Origin of the sequence: Enterobacter kobei, assembly GCF_001729765.1 — a bacterium.
GTDB classification, from domain to species: domain Bacteria; phylum Pseudomonadota; class Gammaproteobacteria; order Enterobacterales; family Enterobacteriaceae; genus Enterobacter; species Enterobacter kobei.
Genome location: NZ_CP017181.1, coordinates 942,721 through 959,206 on the forward strand (window position 1 = coordinate 942,721; position 16,486 = coordinate 959,206).

The following is a 16,486-nucleotide window of genomic DNA, read 5'->3' on the forward strand; positions in this document are numbered from 1 at the left end:
ATACGCGACAGGCTGGCGCTGCTAAACCCAGAGAGAAAGCCTATAAGCTGACAGATGGTATCGACCCATCCTTTACCAGGAAAGAAGAAAAGCAGATTCGGGATGTACCACTCAATAATATGTTTCATTCTGTGGCGCTTGAGTGGCATGGCTTTCGGGAATATATAAAGATGTAACTTGAAAACTAACTCATTTTCAATTTATTATATAGTTTACTCTAATTCCTTCTTCTGCTTTAACCTCCAATATTATGAAGTCTGTAAAATAAAAAAACTCGACAAATAAATAATGTTGATATCATTTCATTATCCAATTCAACTCAATTGTTTTTGCTCGCAATATTGCTGAGTCCGGCGGTCAATGACTTGTGTTTGTTATGCGCTGTAGTCCAGATTATGGCGCAGTAAATAAAGTTCTCTATTCGATTTAAGCCCCAGTTTGCGCATACCGGCCTGTTTCTGTCCGCTGATAGTCTTAATACTGCGTCCATATTTTTGTGCAATCTCTTTCACAGTCATTCCCTCCAGCAGGCCGTGTATGACTTCCTGCACTTTGGGCGACAAATTGCTGAGCGAAACCCGCGAAGCTTCTTGCGTTGGCGGCGCATGTCTGGAAGAAGCCTGCATTTCAGCGTAATGTAATTGCGCCAGCAGTACCGCCATTTCCAGCTCCAGATACACATTGCCGCTACCGACCACCTTTACCGCATTAATCATTTCAGCTTCTGACGCCTGCTTGTGAATGAACCCTCGTGCGCCATTGCGCAATGCCATGGAGACGCTGCTGGCAGAATAAAACGAAGACATCACTAAAATATATAAATTTGGATGGTGCTTATGCAAATAATTAATTAAGTTGATTCCGTTTTTTTTCTGCGGCAAAAGCGCAAAATCCATAAGCAAAATATCAGCATCATTAATGAACATATCCAGATCTGTGCAATCACTTACACTACCCAACAATTTAATATCAAACTCATGCTGGAAGAGATTATGAACGCCCCGTAAAAAAATTGGTTGATCGTCAAGGATAATGATGCGCAACGGTTGAGAACGGCTGAAATTCATGGGGTCCGCTTCCTGTATTAATATCTTTGAAAAGTCTGCACGTGCAGGCTTAACTCTTTTGCTTTTTACAACTCAGATCGCCGACCATCAGCGTATTATTTTCACGCTTGAATGCATTGACATCCAGATGTACTTTGCATTGCTGATCGTTACGTGAATGAATGATCAGTTCCGGCGTATGTTCATGCATATCAGTGACAAAAAAACCATCCCCTTCAGAGATACCATGTCCGGCATGATTCACTAATTTGGCACCGGACAAAGGATTTCCGTTAATATCTACCACGCGACCAATCACCGTGACGGTTTTCATTACGCGTACTTTAGCGGTTGCTACCCCCCCTTTATTCAAGTGATAAGGCAGTTCCGTTGGCCAGACTTTAAGTGCTGGCGCATCTTTACCAATGAAATCAATTTGCATCTGACCTGATTTCCACGCATTCACGGGAATGAAATTACGACCGGCACGTAAAGTGCTGGTGGTTCCCATGCTATCCCAGGCTTTGAGGATGACATCTGCATCGTCACTCTCAACATCAATGATCATGCCGGTGTGACTGGCCCATGATTCAGGGGTATGGCTGGCAGAGACCTTACCGCCACCGACGGCAAGCGTATTACTCATGTTGATACCGCCACTCAATTTGCTGTTATTGCTGGTACTTTGCGCATATACCGAACCGCTGGCGTAGCGATGCGCGAAGTCGCTATAAATATTGCCGCTCAGACCATATCGATCGCCGGTGACCCCTGCCGAAAAGCTTTTAATGCTCCCTTGCTCAAAGGACTGGCTTATACCCGCGGAAGCGAACATTTCTCGTTCACCCCGGTTATCATTACGACTGCCCAATGTCGCGTTTATGCTGCGTCCACTCCCGCCCAGGGCGAAGCTGAGATTAAGGTTCGCTCCACGATTTCTTGTGCTCCCACTTTGGCGATAAGGACGATCAAAGCCGTTTAGCGTTAATGAGATTGGCGTGTCTTTAACGGTGAAACGAGTACGCCAGTTAGCATCTATCCCAACGCTCTTTTCACGTTCGTAATGCGTGCCGCGTAGCGAAAGCGAGTCGCCATTATCGAGTCGATGGTTGAGTGTCGCCCCGCTGGATTGATGCTTAGTGGTTTGGCACTTTTTGTTACCGCAAAAGGAGTTTTCCTCGCCGTACCAGCTCTGGCTATGATTCAGCATTAAGCTGGTTTGTGGTCGCATTTGCCAGTTGAACTGCGTGTCGAATCGCGACCCCAGACTGTCGCTCACGCCGACGCTGCCATAAAGGCGGACATTCTGCCCAGCCTGAATATCGGTTGAAGCGCCCACCTGGTTCCCGTTGGCATTACGTTGTCCTGCAGCACCTACAATTACACGCGGATGCAACAAATAGTTAGCGCTAGCACCCAATGCCTCTTTGCCACTGTTATCGTTAAGACGATTGTTGCCCAGCTGTTGTTCGACACCTCCATATATATTGTATTGCCAGCGACTTTCGGGATTGCGCCAGCTATTGGGCTTGTAAATTGTTTCTTCGCTGCGGCTAATTTCTTTACCCAATTCAAGTATACGCACCTCAACACTGTAAATGCCGGAGGGCAATACCGTAGTATCGAGTTGTTGCATACCCGGTTTAACCGGCTGGCTATTGATCAACACACCATCGCGATAAATTTCAGCGATTGCGTCTCGATTGGCAGTGACGTAAAGCGGATAGACGCTGGCCTGCCCCGACGTTTCTAATAACGTGTCTGAACTTCCAACCATCACGCCAACCAATGTTTGGCTACTTTGGCTGCCGGGCATTTGCGGCTGGCGCAAAATTCCCTGGCTATCAGGCATAAAGAGACCTGCTCTAACTAATTTCCCCGGTAGTTCACGTTGTAAAAAAAGCGAACTTACACGTGCCTCAGTATGACTATTCTCAACATCACTACGGCTGAGCTGGCTACTGGCCTGTGCCGTCCAGTTCCCAATACTGCCTTGCGCCTGTAAGCTTTGATAACCAGACCAGGGCTGCATTTCACCCCCAACTAAATTCATCTGGTTACGCAGTATCAATCCACTACTGCCGGTTTCAGGCAGAGCAATGTGACGCACGCCGCCCCGGGCATTTTTATCTGCATCGGTGGTGATATATAGCGCCGCGTTGATCAAGCTGTAATCAAGGCTAATTAAGCCGTCTGCACAATTTTTATCGCATTTCCCTAGCTTGTTCGACTGTTTAAGTGTATTTTCCCAACGATTACGGACTTGTGATGATAATTTGCTTTCCGAGAATTGGGAGAAATTAATAAGTTGTACGGTGTTATTCCTTGATAATAAAACCATGGCGTCACCTAAATACTCTCCATCCAGCTCAACTTTGGTCAGCAATGGCGCATCGAAGAAATGACTACTAAAATCTGCAGGCAAATTTTCTGCCTGTGTGTTCAAATCTTCCATGGCGAATGCAGTGACCGGCAGCGACATCAACGACATCATTACCGCAATGGTCAGAGTTTTTTTTGAGAATAACGTCATGGTTTTATCCGTTAAAAAAAGGACGCTGACGCGCCCTTGTATTCAAACAGGCACAATTAAAAACTGTGATCAAAATTCATGGTGACGGTGCCGTTATATTTCCCATCATCATAGGTTGGTGCTCCTGTTGGGCTAACCACCAGCGGCAACGTCTGTACTGTGGTAGTCGCATCATCCACAATCTCAACGGCTGAAGCAGCCCCAACAGGTAACGTTTTTCCGTCAATGGTTACTGTCAGCGGGATCTTCTTACTGATATCAGTTTCGTGAACTAACTCTGCTGCGGAAGCAATATAAGCCTCAATTTTTCCACTATTATTTAGCGCTTTCAGTTGAGTAGAAACATTATCCAGTTTCTGAGCACTTTGGTTCCACACCATCTCCTGTGTATTCGTGCCAAAAGTAGGGTCGTTAAATTCAACGAAATAACGCGTTGTTGGAACCGTAGCTTCTAAATCAAACTGTAGTGTAGTGGTGTCATCTGCAATTGCCGTAGCAGAGGTGCTAATCAGTGCGGTAAGGAGAATTTTCTTGAACATGGTAGACTCTCAATAAGGGATTAAACATTAACCGAATGATTTCGGTGTACTTTTACTTCCTTCCTGCAAAATAAATTGCAGAGAATGATTGGTTTTCTGGTGTATCTGGTGTGTTTTACCAGGTAACAAGAAAACCGAATTTTCTGGCGCGCACTTTTTATTTATGCATTCTTTAATTCCGTCAATTAAAACTGTGCTATTGCCATTGTTCTTAAATGAAATGATTTGTCCGACACGTTCGATTTGCGTGCTGTATCTGACATTTTCGGGGCGTACAATAATCATTGCGCCAAATCCTGTCAGGATATTAATACCTGCACTAAGTTTTTGACGATAAGCCTCATACTCCTGCTTAGATTGATTAAATTCATACTGATCTTTAGGTAATACTGGTGAGAAGCGTACTCGGAAATAGCGCTCCTGTTCACGCTTACCAGAAAACACTAATCGACCGGACTGCATAGCCTTGGCAGGAATAATCATGCGCAATGGGGTAAACACCAGGCCATTAATGTTTCCGCGGGCTACCTCGCTTGCATCCATTTTTCGTTCGATTTTTTTTCCATCGTGTTGATAAATTATCTCACTGACTTCCGTGCGGATATAAGCCGTTTGATCACCGTTGTTACGAATACGTTTCAATAAGGTGCTTTTATCCGCATCTATAAATTCATACATAGAGCCGATAGAGATTTGTGGCGTTGCGGCTGCAATACCTGAAGCGGTGAATAGTGCAATACCTAATAAAGTTTTTAACATTGTGACCTCTCAGTGATTAACACCACCTCGTGCCCATGCAATATGAGGTTGTGCGTATTCAATGAGCAAGACTATGCCTCAAACTAAGCTTACTCTTACACAAGACCACTCTCAAAACATGAATGTCGTCGTGCAAGGAAGAATCCTTTTTCTCGCAAAAGATATCTTATAACTGCGCCCAGTTTGAGAGTACTCCTGTTGGAGCTACTGCAAAAATAAAACAAGCTTACATCAACATCGAACTAAGAGATTATTATGATGAACCCGGTTATAAAAATTTTTATCCTATTACTGCTTACGCTTGCCACTAATCGCTTTGTCTATGCAGACGAAGTTATTATTACTACAGAGTTTACTCCTTCAGCCGTAAATCCTGGTAATAATGAATTTGTGAACACTACGCCTATTTCAGGGTTTTGTCAGACCAATGCAAATACGGCATATTGCAGAGCGGGGAATGTCACAATTGCAACTAATTTGAGTGCAAGAAATCGCGTATTAAATTTCAATAGCACCAGTTTAAGAGACCAGCTTTATCAGCGCATCGACAACGGGTGGCGAATTGTGACGTTATATGATCGAGGCAGCCGCAAACAAATCACCGCAACATTTAGAATAACGGCTGTGTTCACCAGGTTTGTGACCCGAACAGGATGGGATAAGGACAAGTTTTCCGTGGGTGGGCTATCGCCTGTTGGCGGTTGTGAGCGGGCCACTTCTCTAAGCAGTTCAACAGTTTATGATTTTGGGTGGATACATCCTAGACCTGGTCTGGAATGCTATAAAAAAGTCCCGGATGTAAATGTAAATGATATTACCATAAGTCCGATTTCCATCGGTTATGAGTTGAGATCGTTAAGTCCCATGTCATTACCCAATGGTAATTATGAGGGTTCAATTAGCTATTTTGTAGGTAATAACAGTGCGATAGATTTGGGTAACGCCACTTACAATGATAATGAGTTAAAAATTACGATTCGGACCACAATCAAACATGATTTCAAGGTTGAACACACCAGCTCTCAAAAAGTGATGCTGGAACCTCAAGGGGGCTGGGACACTGTAATCGGTTCTGGTGCAAATGAGGTTCCATTAAGAGCACAATCAACCTTCGCTTTAACCGCTTCGGCACCATTTAGCTTATATCTTGAATGCGAACATAACCAGCTTGGCAACTGTGCATTACAAAAGGAGGGTTCAGCTGAAACGGTTCCCGTCATTATCTCCGTAACGATGCCCCAAATGCGAAATATAATAACGGGTGAATCCGTGACAGATATGGTGCTACCGATGCGACAAAATCATATGCCAAGCTTTAATCTTGAACCCACACAATTTAATAATGCCGCTTCATCAACAGTTCAGTTTAAGATTAATGGGCCTGATAGTCGTAAAATGATCACCCAACCCGGTACCACCTGGAAAGGGGCAGTAACGCTCGTATTTGATGCCGATTTGCCTTTCGCCAGCCAATAACCTGCCCCTTACTACCTCTTCGAATGGGGCGATCCATTCCGCCTGACGCCGGTGCATGCTGGCTCAGGCGAGATCCCCGCAACGCATCTCCACTGCTTACAGCCTCATTACAACATGATTAACTTGCAAAGTGCGCCATTATTCGCAATCAATATCTCTTATTGAGATTATATTGATGGTTAATTCATGAAAAAGTGGATAACACTTCTGCTCTGTCTTATCACTTTATCTGCCGCTCAGGAGAAGCCGACAGCGCTTAGCCCGGAACAACTGGAGTGGATTAAGCACCATCCGGACGTCACCTACACCGTCAGCGACCGCTGGCCGCAGGACTTTCGCGTCAACGGTCATCCGGTCGGGCTCAGTCAGAGTGTTCTGCAGGAAATCAGCGCACGGACGGGGCTGCATTTCAGGTATATCGCTCCTGAAGACGCGGTAGCATCACCGCCTATGCTTGTTGCGGCGCTCAGCGTGCAATTACTTAGCGATAACGATAAATCCCGCTGGCTGATGACTCATGCATGGGCTAACACCATGCCCATGCTGATCGGTAAAAATACCGCGACAGGCATCCGGACTCTGGGTCAAATGTCCGGTAAAACGCTGGCGATCGAGAAAAACAGTGAATATGCCAGTTGGATCCGCCAGCATAATCCTGCAATACGGTTGGTTGAAGTTAGCGATGTAAAGGCTGCACTGCAGAAGGTTGAAGACGGTGACAGCGATGCTGCTATTGGCTCAGGGCTGGTGATTTTACCGCTTCTCCAGCGTTATTATGCACGTGATATGGCCATATCCGGACAGGTCCCTGAAATGGCCAGCAGCATCAATATGGCCGTTGATCCTCACTATCCGATACTGCGCGATATTATCAACGTCACCCTTGAAAGCATCAGCGCCCTTGAGGCACAGCAGGTTTTTGAACACTGGGTAGGTATTGTAGATTTTGGTTCGCCCTCGATAAGCGTGGTTATATACCATTATCGCTATGAACTTTTTGTTTTTGGCATTCTGTTAATGCTGTTAATGCTGACTCTGTTTTACGCCCTTAAGGCTCGCCGACGGGCGCAGAGAAGCGAAAAACAAAAAGAAGAGTTTCTCGCCATCATGAGTCATGAAATTCGCACGCCGATGAACGCCATTGTTGCCGCTCTGGAGCTCCAACAGCAGCCAGCGGGCCAGCATAAATCGGAGGAATATCAGGCGCTCGCGCTCTCTGCAGCCAATGATTTACTGGAATTACTCAATAATGTGCTCGACCACAGCAAACTCACCCATCAGCCTGTGCCGCTTCAGATGGCTCCCTGCGATATTCGTCAGTTACTCATGGTGGTATGTGACAGCCAGCGGCCGTCAGCAGAACGCAAAGGATTAAAGCTATATTCTGCGCTGGACGCTTTACCCTCCGATTTATGGATTGACGCAGATGCACACCGTGTAAGGCAGATTGTTAATAATCTTCTTTCAAACGCGGTCAAATTCACTGACGTCGGTAGCATTGCATTAGAGTGCACCTGGACGTCAGAGGAAAGTGTATGCGGAGTACTCTCCATCAGGGTAACGGACAGCGGTATCGGTATCAGTGAAGTCGATCAGCAGCGCCTTTTTCAGGCGTGGCACCAGGCTGAAAGCAGTGGTACAGGCCTTCGCAGCGGCAGTGGTTTAGGGCTCTACCTGTCCCGCCAGCTTGCAAAACAAATGGGAGGTGATATTTCGCTTAAAAGTGAACAAGGTAAGGGCAGCATCTTTACCTGCACACTGTCGGCGCAACGCGTACATCCCCCCGAAACAGATACGCCCACCGCGGATAACCTGCCCGTGCTTTCTCTGGGCTTAAGTGTGCTGATTGTTGAGGATCATCCCGCTAATCAACGCGTGATATCTGCGCAGCTTGATCTGTTGGGTTGCGAATGGGAAGTCGCTCAAAGTGCGGAGGATGCGTTTCAGTTGCTTGAAGATGAAAATTATTACGACCTTATGCTGCTGGATTGTAATCTGCCGGGTAAAGATGGCTACTGGCTGGCCGGTGAAATCAGGCAATATGAACGCCTGCACCAACATGAACGCATGCCTATAATTGCTATTTCTGCTGTCAGCAGTCAGGAACACCATAAACGGTGCCAGCTAAGCGGTATGGACGATGTACTGGTCAAACCTATCCGTTTAAACCCACTCGCAGAAATGCTTAGGCGGTATTGTCTCCCCTCTCATCAGGGGCTTAATTTTGGACAGCTCAACGACGATACCTCATTCGCAGGCAGATCCTCGCCGGTGATTAATGACGAAGTGCAGCAGTTGCTCAGACAGGACATAGATCAATTTCACCAGGCATGCGAGAGCCGTGACAATATTCAGATGATTTATTACAGCCACCGGATACGCGGCGTGGCGCAGATGTATAATCTTTCCGAGCTCGCGTTACTTTCGGAAGAAATTGAACAATCCTTGCGACGGCAAGGAGTGCCCGATCTGCTCAGAATTGATGCGTGGAGAAATAGACTGGATCACATCAAAATCAAATGAGAGTGCTCTTGTAGAGCTTGTGGTTTTTTTTTCATCAAATACCTGAATTGATTTTAGGAATTCAGGTTATTCATTATGCATTTCATCATCAGCCTGTTGATGACACTCACAGGTCTGTTTTATCACCTGCCATCTGCGGCATCAGAGCCGCTTTTTTCCCCGGAAGAACGACGATGGATCGCAGAACATCAGCAGGTCATTTATAACGTCATCCCCAGCTGGCCTCTGGACTATGAAGAAAAAGGACAACATTTTGGTCTGAGTCGTGATTACCTCGACGTGATAAGCAAAATAAGCGGGCTGAATTTTATTCTGACTGACGGAGCCAAAGCCCCGCAGCTTATTTCCGCAATATCCCCTGAATTTTTACCCGAAAGCGAGCTTAAAGAATGGCGCTTCAGCCAGCGATGGATGACCACACACGCCCTGGTTATCAGTGATAATGACGCGGCCACAATACAGTCACTGCAACAACTCAGTGGGAAACGCGTTGCGGTTCGCCGTGGCACTTATTATGAAAGCTGGCTTCGCGAACACCACCCGGAGATTAGCCTGGTCCCCCAGGATCATACTCGTGGATTATTCGAAGCGATCTATAGTGGGGATGCGGATGTCGGACTTGGCGCTGATTTGGTCATCAGGCCTCTTTATTACAGGTATTACTCGCATAAGCTCGCCATTGCAGGGCAGATCCCTGAATTACGCGCGGGTATTAATATCGCTATTCGGCAGGATCAGCCTCTGCTATTGAGCATAATAAATAAGTCGCTAGGATCGATTCCAGCACAAATGAGTAATACTATTTTTAACCGCTGGGTGAGTGATATGAAACTCGGCTATCCCAGCACTGGGGTTATTTTTTCTTTGTACAGTCTGGAAATTTCGGCTTTTTTATTGCTGCTGATATTGCTGGGATGGATGCTGCAACGCACCGTAAAACTGTGGCGAAAAGCCATGGCCAGTGAAAAACATAAGACGCAGTTTTTGGCAATGATGAGCCATGAAATTCGCACGCCTATGAATGCGATGATTGCCTCCCTTGAACTGCTGAATCGCCCGGTGACGGATGAGCAACGGGAACAGTATCTCGCACTTGCCAGTTCTTCCGCCCGCAGTCTGCTGGACCTGCTAAACGATATACTTGATCACAGCAAAATAAGCCAGAAAGGTATCCGCCTTGAGTCGCGCCCGTTTGTACTTGCAGAGCTCATCCGTGCGGTATGTGACAGCTATCGTCCACTTGCCGCGCAAAAAGGACTGATGCTGTCCGTATGTATCACTCCCAACCTCGATAACCAGATGATGGAAGGTGATCCGCACCGGATCAGACAAGTCGTCAACAATCTGCTGTCCAATGCAATAAAGTTCACCGCGAGTGGTTCTGTTTCAGTAACGCTAAAGGGTGAGTTTTTGGCCAATAAAACGTGCATGATTTCGCTAGACGTCGCCGATACGGGTATAGGCATTTCACCTGAAATCCAACATAACCTGTTTAAAGCCTGGATGCAGGCGGACGACGCACCCGATCGCCATTATGGAGGTAGCGGGCTGGGTTTATGGATTTGCTGGCAGTTGATGCGTCTGATGAAGGGTGAGCTGATATGTCAGAGCGAACCGGACAAGGGAAGCCTATTTAGCATAAAGCTACCCCTTCGTTTAACTGAACCTGAGAGAATGCCTGCCGAGCCAGATCTTCCGCTTTTTAAGTCCGATACAATACTTCTTGTCGTGGAAGATCACCCTGCTGCACAACGAATATTGAAGGATCAGCTGGCGGTGCTGGGTTGCCAGGCCGATATAGTCGAGACTGGAGCACAAGCCTTAAGTAAAATCGCCGATGAAAACTATTATGACGTGATACTGCTTGACATTAATCTTCCCGACTTGAGCGGTTACGATGTTGCGCGTAGGCTTCGGGAAATTGAGCAGCAACGTGGCAGTGAAGCTATGCCCTTGATTGCAATTTCTGCTATGAGTGACGAAACGCATCTTTCAAGTTGCCAGCAAAGCGGAATTAACGTGGTGCTCAGCAAACCTATCGTACTGAGCTCGCTGGCGCATAATCTGCGTCGCTGGTGCCATCTTTCCCCATCAACAGCACGCTTAAAACGTCAGCAAAATCCCCAGCAGGAGGAGGAACTGGCGCGGTGGTTGCGGGAAGACCTGCAGGGATTTTCCGCTGCAAGCTCGGATGGCAATGTCAGGCTGATGCAGTATCACGTCCATCGTCTTCGCGGCGCGGCCCAGACGTATAACCTCAATAACCTGGCATACGTCGCCACCCGGATTGAAGCGGCACTGCGGGAAGGTGCTGAACTCAGCAGCAGCCAGAAGGAATCCTGGCTGCAAACGCTTAAAAATGAAGTATCTTCATTAACTCATCTTTGATAATAAAAAGCTCGTGGTCAGCTTTCAAACCCAGCTTGCGCAAAGCACTCTGTTTCTGGCCGCTAACGGTCTTCAGGCTACGGTTAAATTTCTCGGCAATCTCTGTGACTGTCATACCGGTAATAAAACATCGGATAACCTCCTGCTCTTTAGGTGAAAGAACCGCCAGACTTAATGCCCGTTCAACATTCACCTTGCTGAAGTTTCCTGTCAGCAGCACTTCCCCCTGCTGCTGATATTGGGCCAACTCCTGTGCCATTCGGCTTTCAATGAACGTTCTACCACGGCTGACCTCAAGTACTGCATTTTGAATTTCTTCAAAAGGTCGATTTTTACCAATAAATCCGTTGGCCCCACCGCGCAGTGCCTGCGCTACAGTGGCTGTGTTGTAATGCGCTGAAAGTACCAGAATGGCAACATCCTCATACTGCCGGCGAACCATCTGAATAAGGCTGAGGCCGTCGATATCAGACGGCGCAAGTTCATAATCCACAATTATCACATCAGCTTTAAATGCCTTCAGCGCTTTCAGTAATTCTTTGCTGTCAGTAAAAGTACCTGTGACATTAAAATCAGGGTTTTCGCGCAATACATCAGCAAGCCCTCGTAGCACCAGAAGATGATCGTCTAACAAGGCAATGGAAACCTGATTTCGCGCTGTACTTTTCATCACAATCACTCATAGCAAAAGATTCGGTTAACTTTAGTGTGGAGCATTGTAAAAACTCCCGCTTTGTCGACTTCCTGTCCGCAACCTTCCATAAATCTGACGATAATCACTTTATGATTCAAAACTCGCCAAATCAATCCTACAGGATCCACAACTTAAGGTTAGTTTAGCGGGGGGTAGCACTTATACATGAAATTAACGTTCGCACGCGCGAAGATTTGAAAGAGCCCATATAGAACACGCTTGCAGAATATATTCGTTATCACTGCACCATTTCCACCTCGTCTTAGCCAGGTTCACTGAGCATGGCTGACTAGCCACGGTAGCGTCAGGAAATCAGCCCGCGCGCCGTCTGGTCTGTTTGCTGAACAACTGACTCAAAGCGATACCGGTCATGGCGTGAGCCCGGATCTGAGCACACTGGATCTGGCTGAGTTGTGAGTGATTGCACCATCCAGCAGGCTTTGTGTGCCTCTGAAAGGGGGGAAGGTGCAGGATGGTCCTGATCTGCGGCACAGGGTTCGAATCCATTTCTTTTTTGAAGGTTGCCCGGTTAAATACACTATGCCCGACGGCTTTGCCTTCATGACGGATCAGCAGAGGTAATGTGGTGGCCATTTTTTGGCCGCTACAAGAGTTTTAGAATTTAAATGGCTCTGTAAATCAAATGATTATGTTTTATTGGTTTCTGTTAACGCATCATCTCAAACTCATTCCAGGCCAAGCGGAATCAACCCAAAGCCTGATAGTGCGGTTTCTGGCCCGGATTTTCTGGTATCAACGGGAATTTGTTCTGGCAAACTAAAATGCTCACGCTGCAATGGAGAACTACAGGTTTTGATAAAGATGTCTGTTTTTTCTTACTAACAGTGCATTCAGGCTTTTCAACCCGGCTCGTTTTAGGGCCAGCATTTTGTATCGACTTACCGCGTTGTAGCTGATGCCCATCCTCCGGGCAACATCGCCGGGTTTTTCCCCCTTCATTAAGGCGTATAACACTTCGCGTTCAACCATTCTGGCGCGCTGATGTCCCTCCGGACGAGAAGATCTACGGACGGGGATAGCAGACAGCAGAAGATGAAACAGACTGCGCTTTAACCTGTTTACGGGAGCCGATTTCTCAATAAAAATGATTTTCTTATTGTGCTCAAGGCTGTAAGTATCGCGAAAAATACGGTCTGTCATGACCACTATCGTCGTGTCCGTCGTAATACATGCCGACAAAATATTCAGTTTGTCCTCCCTTAAGGCGACCTCGTCGAGAATCACCATATCTGCGTTGCAGTGGGTGTGCGGGAGCGTAGTTGACGAGATTTTTGTTACGAGCAACCTACCGCATGCCTGTGCGTCTGCCGATAAAACCGTATAAAGCCCCTGCGACGTAAAATGGCATGCCGTTCCGATAAGAACGCGCCGGAGAGGGGCTCTTTTTGTGTCAGGCATAAGGGGGTTATCGAAGATAGGGTTGTCATTCATCATGTTTTTTACACTGCGCCTGGGAAAGATTTCTGTCGTATATTTACGGTAACGGAAAAGAACAGGGAGAAATATGAGACCGCGCCACCTTATCCTGTAGGCAGGGGACTACAGGTTCAGCCGGTTCATCACGCCTGAGCGAGCAGTAAGGTTTAGAGACCTAATAACCATCACATTCAGGGTCAGACTTCCGGCGTATTTTTGACTGAATTCACGAACAGGCTTCGACGCACACGCTAATGGAGGCGTATGTCAGCATTATGGAATAAGTCAGGCCTTCTTCTTGCGTTGATTTGTCTGCTGGGACCTGCTTTTGCTATTTCGGCCAAACCGGTTTCGCTAAATCTTCTGGCCCATACGCATTTTTCTGAGCCCCTTCCCGAACTTAATCCTGACGATAAAGGCTGGCTTCAACAGCATCCAGCAATCCGCGTTGGGGTGAGCGCATCCGCACATCCACCCTATCAGGTGAGCATTGCCGATCGGGATTTTGAGGGGATTACGGCGGACTACCTCGAACGTTTGTCCCGCACGCTGGGAGTGGATTTCCAGGTATTACGTTACCCTGACAGTTCTGCAGCATTGGAAGCCTTAACCGCGTCACAGGTGGACATGATCGTCGACGATCGTTCCCTTACCGATACAGAACGTCATCCCGATCTGCTTCTGACCGACCGTTATCTGGCCGATCGTGCTGTTCTGGTGAGCCAAAAACCGGTTCGGGAAGCGGACGGATTACGTGGAAAAGTGCTGTTTTATATTGGTGGAGATGCGTTACGCGAACAGCTAAGAAACGTGTTTCCGAAGGCTTCATTGACTGCCGCTACAGATGATTACCGCGCAATGGCGTCTGTGGCCAATGATGACAATGCCGTATTCTGGACCAACTTTGTGACGGCTGCCGAGATTAATCGTCAGAATTTCAATAGCCAGTTAACGCTGTCCCCCAGTACGTTTTTGCCAGAACAGGGACCCAGATTTATCATCCGTCCGGACATGATGCCCCTCAAGGATGCCATCAACACGGCACTCAGAGATCGTCGCCGACACATTTACAATGAAGTAGCCCAGACGTGGGGTTTGACGCGCCTGTCGGAAGAGGGAAAAAAGACCCTTAAAAACGCTCTTACTTCTGAGGAAAGAAACTGGATTGCGCATCATCCTAAGATTGCGGTGTATGTGGTAAACACGCATGTTCCGGTATCACTCATGTGATCGATAAATGGCAGACGCGACCCGATGTCAGACTCAATACGTGGGAGCTGTACAGAACCCGCTTCTGGCTGGTTTCCGGGGTGGCCGGGATTGTCATTCTGACCTCACTTATCTGGATCTATTACCTGCGGCGCGAAATTGGCGCCCGTCAGCTGGCTCAGCAGGATCTTCAGTCTCAGCTGGCCTATAACGAAACGCTGACCCGTGCGCTTTCAGAAGAAACGGAACGCGCCGAACAGGCTAACCGCGCAAAAAGTACGTTTCTGGCAACCATGAGTCATGAAATACGGACGCCAGTAAGCGCCATCATTGGGCTGCTTGAACTGACGGTCAACGCCGCAGATAAAACATGGGAAGATGACGATCCCGTCAGGGTTGCCTGTGAATCTGCCCGCTCCTTAATGGGGCTTATCGGGGATATTCTGGATATGGCCCGGATTGAATCAGGTCGACTTGAATTAACTCCGCAGTGGGTCCGAACGGCGGATCTTCTACCGCCAGTGGTGCGGGTCTTCGAGGGCCTGGCGAGGCAGAAAGCGTTACGTCTGCAATATGTGGTGCCTCCAGAGTTGCCAGAGGAGATTTTTCTCGATCCGCTGCGGTTCAGACAGGTGCTCTCAAACCTGGTGAGTAACGCCATTAAATTCACCGAGAAAGGTTGCATCACCGTTGAAATGACCCTTTTTAACGGTGAAACGGCCCCGGCTAACTATCTTCTGCACATTAGCGTTTCGGATACGGGGCGAGGGATTTCCGCGGAAGAGCAAAAGAATATCTTCGATCCCTGGGTCCAGGCGAGGGATGGTGCCGTCCAGAGTGGTTCCGGGCTGGGACTGGCGATTTGCGCGCAGCTGGTCACGATGATGGGCGGCAGTATTACCATCGCGAGTGAGAAAGGTAAGGGAACGCAGGTCAGTTTTACGGTGTCAGTCCAGCAGCGGGACAACCCCGTCAGTCCAACGGAGGCAGATGTCGAACCAATAGCGGTTCCTCATCGTCCTCTGAGCATTCTGGCGGTGGACGATCATCCCGCGAACCGAATGCTGTTACGCCGCCAGCTCATGCATCTTGGTCACCATGTCAAGGAGGCACAGAATGGCCTGGAGGCCTGGGAATTGTTTCAGGATACGCGATTTGATGTGGTTATTACCGACTGCAGTATGCCGGGGATGGATGGTCTGGCATTGACGCGTCTGCTGCGGGAACGTGCCGGTGACGCCTTGATCATCCTCGGTCTAACGGCCAATGCCTGGCCTGAAGAGCGGGCCAGATGCCTCGCAGCCGGAATGGACGACTGCCTGTTCAAACCTCTTCCGATGTCCCAGCTCAAAACGTTGTTGAATGACGTGATGAAAAACATTGCTGCGCCCAGGGGGGAGGCCGTTTCTCTCTCCCGAGTGGTGGATTACCCGAAGCTGGAGGCGCTCAGCAGCTTTGATGAGCAGATGCTGGGAGAGTTGCTGCGGGTAACCGTTCAAACGAATAATGACGATCTGCGCTATGCGGCAGACCTGGTTGAGCTGCAGGACTGGCCGGAGCTGGCCGCTTGCATGCATCGTCTGTCGGGAGCCGCGAAAATTTGTGGCGCGAGACGGATTGAACGGGCGAGTCGTGAACTTGAGATGGCCTGTCTTTGTCCGGAACAGGCTCTGGAACACCTGCATGCCCTGTGGTCAGCGCTTTGTGACGCGGTGGAGGAGTTTAACCTTGCTGTGGGAGGCTGGTTGGCTGAGGTGGAATCCTGAATATCTCCCTCCTTTCCGCCCGGTAAGCGAAGCGCTACCGGGCGATCGTAGGGTAAATGCGCGGTTCGGGTCAATTTATCGCAGATACCGGGTAAGTTAATCAGATATCCGGTTTC

General features: G+C 48.1%; 11 protein-coding genes. 5 read left to right on the forward strand and 6 right to left on the reverse strand.

Annotation, left to right across the window (positions count from 1 at the left end; translation table 11 throughout):
• Positions 1 to 374: 374 nt before the first annotated feature.
• The 4 genes from BFV64_RS04475 to BFV64_RS04490 are packed head-to-tail and all read right to left on the reverse strand — an operon-like array spanning position 375 to position 4,877.
• Entirely contained in the window at positions 375 to 1,067 is a 693-nt protein-coding gene (locus BFV64_RS04475; RefSeq protein ID WP_069601761.1) for a response regulator, read from the reverse strand.
• 49 nt (positions 1,068 to 1,116) lie between these two features.
• Positions 1,117 to 3,579, reverse strand: a complete 2,463-nt coding sequence (locus BFV64_RS04480) for a CS1-pili formation C-terminal domain-containing protein (protein WP_081330949.1) — start codon at positions 3,577 to 3,579, stop codon at positions 1,117 to 1,119.
• Positions 3,580 to 3,635: 56 nt separating this feature from the next.
• Entirely contained in the window at positions 3,636 to 4,118 is a 483-nt protein-coding gene (locus BFV64_RS04485) for a CS1 type fimbrial major subunit (protein WP_045269688.1), read from the reverse strand.
• Positions 4,119 to 4,145: 27 nt separating this feature from the next.
• Positions 4,146 to 4,877 (reverse strand): fimbrial biogenesis chaperone, encoded by a 732-nt coding sequence (locus BFV64_RS04490; protein WP_069601762.1) that lies wholly within the window; start codon positions 4,875 to 4,877, stop codon positions 4,146 to 4,148.
• Between the two features lie 255 nt (positions 4,878 to 5,132).
• Between BFV64_RS04490 and BFV64_RS04495 the strand changes: the two genes are divergently transcribed.
• The 3 genes from BFV64_RS04495 (at position 5,133) to BFV64_RS04505 (ending at position 11,264) form a co-directional block, all read left to right on the forward strand.
• Positions 5,133 to 6,353: a hypothetical protein gene (locus BFV64_RS04495; RefSeq protein ID WP_069601763.1), complete on the forward strand. Its 1,221-nt coding sequence runs from the start codon at positions 5,133 to 5,135 to the stop codon at positions 6,351 to 6,353.
• 186 nt (positions 6,354 to 6,539) lie between these two features.
• Positions 6,540 to 8,876, forward strand: a complete 2,337-nt coding sequence (locus tag BFV64_RS04500; RefSeq protein ID WP_069601764.1) for an ATP-binding protein — start codon at positions 6,540 to 6,542, stop codon at positions 8,874 to 8,876.
• Between the two features lie 75 nt (positions 8,877 to 8,951).
• Positions 8,952 to 11,264: an ATP-binding protein gene (locus tag BFV64_RS04505; RefSeq protein WP_069601765.1), complete on the forward strand. Its 2,313-nt coding sequence runs from the start codon at positions 8,952 to 8,954 to the stop codon at positions 11,262 to 11,264.
• Here the strand turns inward: BFV64_RS04505 and BFV64_RS04510 are convergent.
• Together BFV64_RS04510 and BFV64_RS04520 are read right to left on the reverse strand one after the other, a co-directional pair.
• On the reverse strand, positions 11,230 to 11,934 hold the full coding sequence (locus BFV64_RS04510) for a response regulator (protein ID WP_045269286.1): 705 nt from the start codon (positions 11,932 to 11,934) through the stop codon (positions 11,230 to 11,232). The two genes, BFV64_RS04505 and BFV64_RS04510, sit on opposite strands and share 35 nt — an antisense overlap.
• A gap of 828 nt (positions 11,935 to 12,762) precedes the next feature.
• Positions 12,763 to 13,206: a helix-turn-helix domain-containing protein gene (locus BFV64_RS04520; RefSeq protein ID WP_127314866.1), complete on the reverse strand. Its 444-nt coding sequence runs from the start codon at positions 13,204 to 13,206 to the stop codon at positions 12,763 to 12,765.
• Between the two features lie 453 nt (positions 13,207 to 13,659).
• Between BFV64_RS04520 and BFV64_RS04525 the strand changes: the two genes are divergently transcribed.
• Together BFV64_RS04525 and BFV64_RS04530 are read left to right on the forward strand one after the other, a co-directional pair.
• Complete coding sequence (locus BFV64_RS04525) at positions 13,660 to 14,625, forward strand: transporter substrate-binding domain-containing protein (protein WP_069601768.1); 966 nt, start codon at positions 13,660 to 13,662, stop codon at positions 14,623 to 14,625.
• Complete coding sequence (locus BFV64_RS04530; protein WP_069601769.1) at positions 14,622 to 16,370, forward strand: ATP-binding protein; 1,749 nt, start codon at positions 14,622 to 14,624, stop codon at positions 16,368 to 16,370. The genes BFV64_RS04525 and BFV64_RS04530 overlap by 4 nt, the downstream gene beginning before the upstream one ends.
• Positions 16,371 to 16,486: the final 116 nt, after the last annotated feature.

Bases quoted from the DNA above. Each gene is read 5' to 3' on its own strand.
- BFV64_RS04475 (WP_069601761.1), bottom strand. From the start codon at position 1,067: ATGAATTTCAGCCGTTCTCAACCGTTGCGCATCATTATCCTTGACGAT.
- BFV64_RS04490 (WP_069601762.1), bottom strand. From the start codon at position 4,877: ATGTTAAAAACTTTATTAGGTATTGCACTATTCACCGCTTCAGGTATT.
- BFV64_RS04520 (WP_127314866.1), bottom strand. From the start codon at position 13,206: ATGGTGATTCTCGACGAGGTCGCCTTAAGGGAGGACAAACTGAATATT.
- BFV64_RS04525 (WP_069601768.1), top strand. From the start codon at position 13,660: ATGTCAGCATTATGGAATAAGTCAGGCCTTCTTCTTGCGTTGATTTGT.
- BFV64_RS04510 (WP_045269286.1), bottom strand. From the start codon at position 11,934: ATGAAAAGTACAGCGCGAAATCAGGTTTCCATTGCCTTGTTAGACGAT.
- BFV64_RS04500 (WP_069601764.1), top strand. From the start codon at position 6,540: ATGAAAAAGTGGATAACACTTCTGCTCTGTCTTATCACTTTATCTGCC.
- BFV64_RS04495 (WP_069601763.1), top strand. From the start codon at position 5,133: ATGATGAACCCGGTTATAAAAATTTTTATCCTATTACTGCTTACGCTT.
- BFV64_RS04505 (WP_069601765.1), top strand. From the start codon at position 8,952: ATGCATTTCATCATCAGCCTGTTGATGACACTCACAGGTCTGTTTTAT.
- BFV64_RS04485 (WP_045269688.1), bottom strand. From the start codon at position 4,118: ATGTTCAAGAAAATTCTCCTTACCGCACTGATTAGCACCTCTGCTACG.
- BFV64_RS04480 (WP_081330949.1), bottom strand. From the start codon at position 3,579: ATGACGTTATTCTCAAAAAAAACTCTGACCATTGCGGTAATGATGTCG.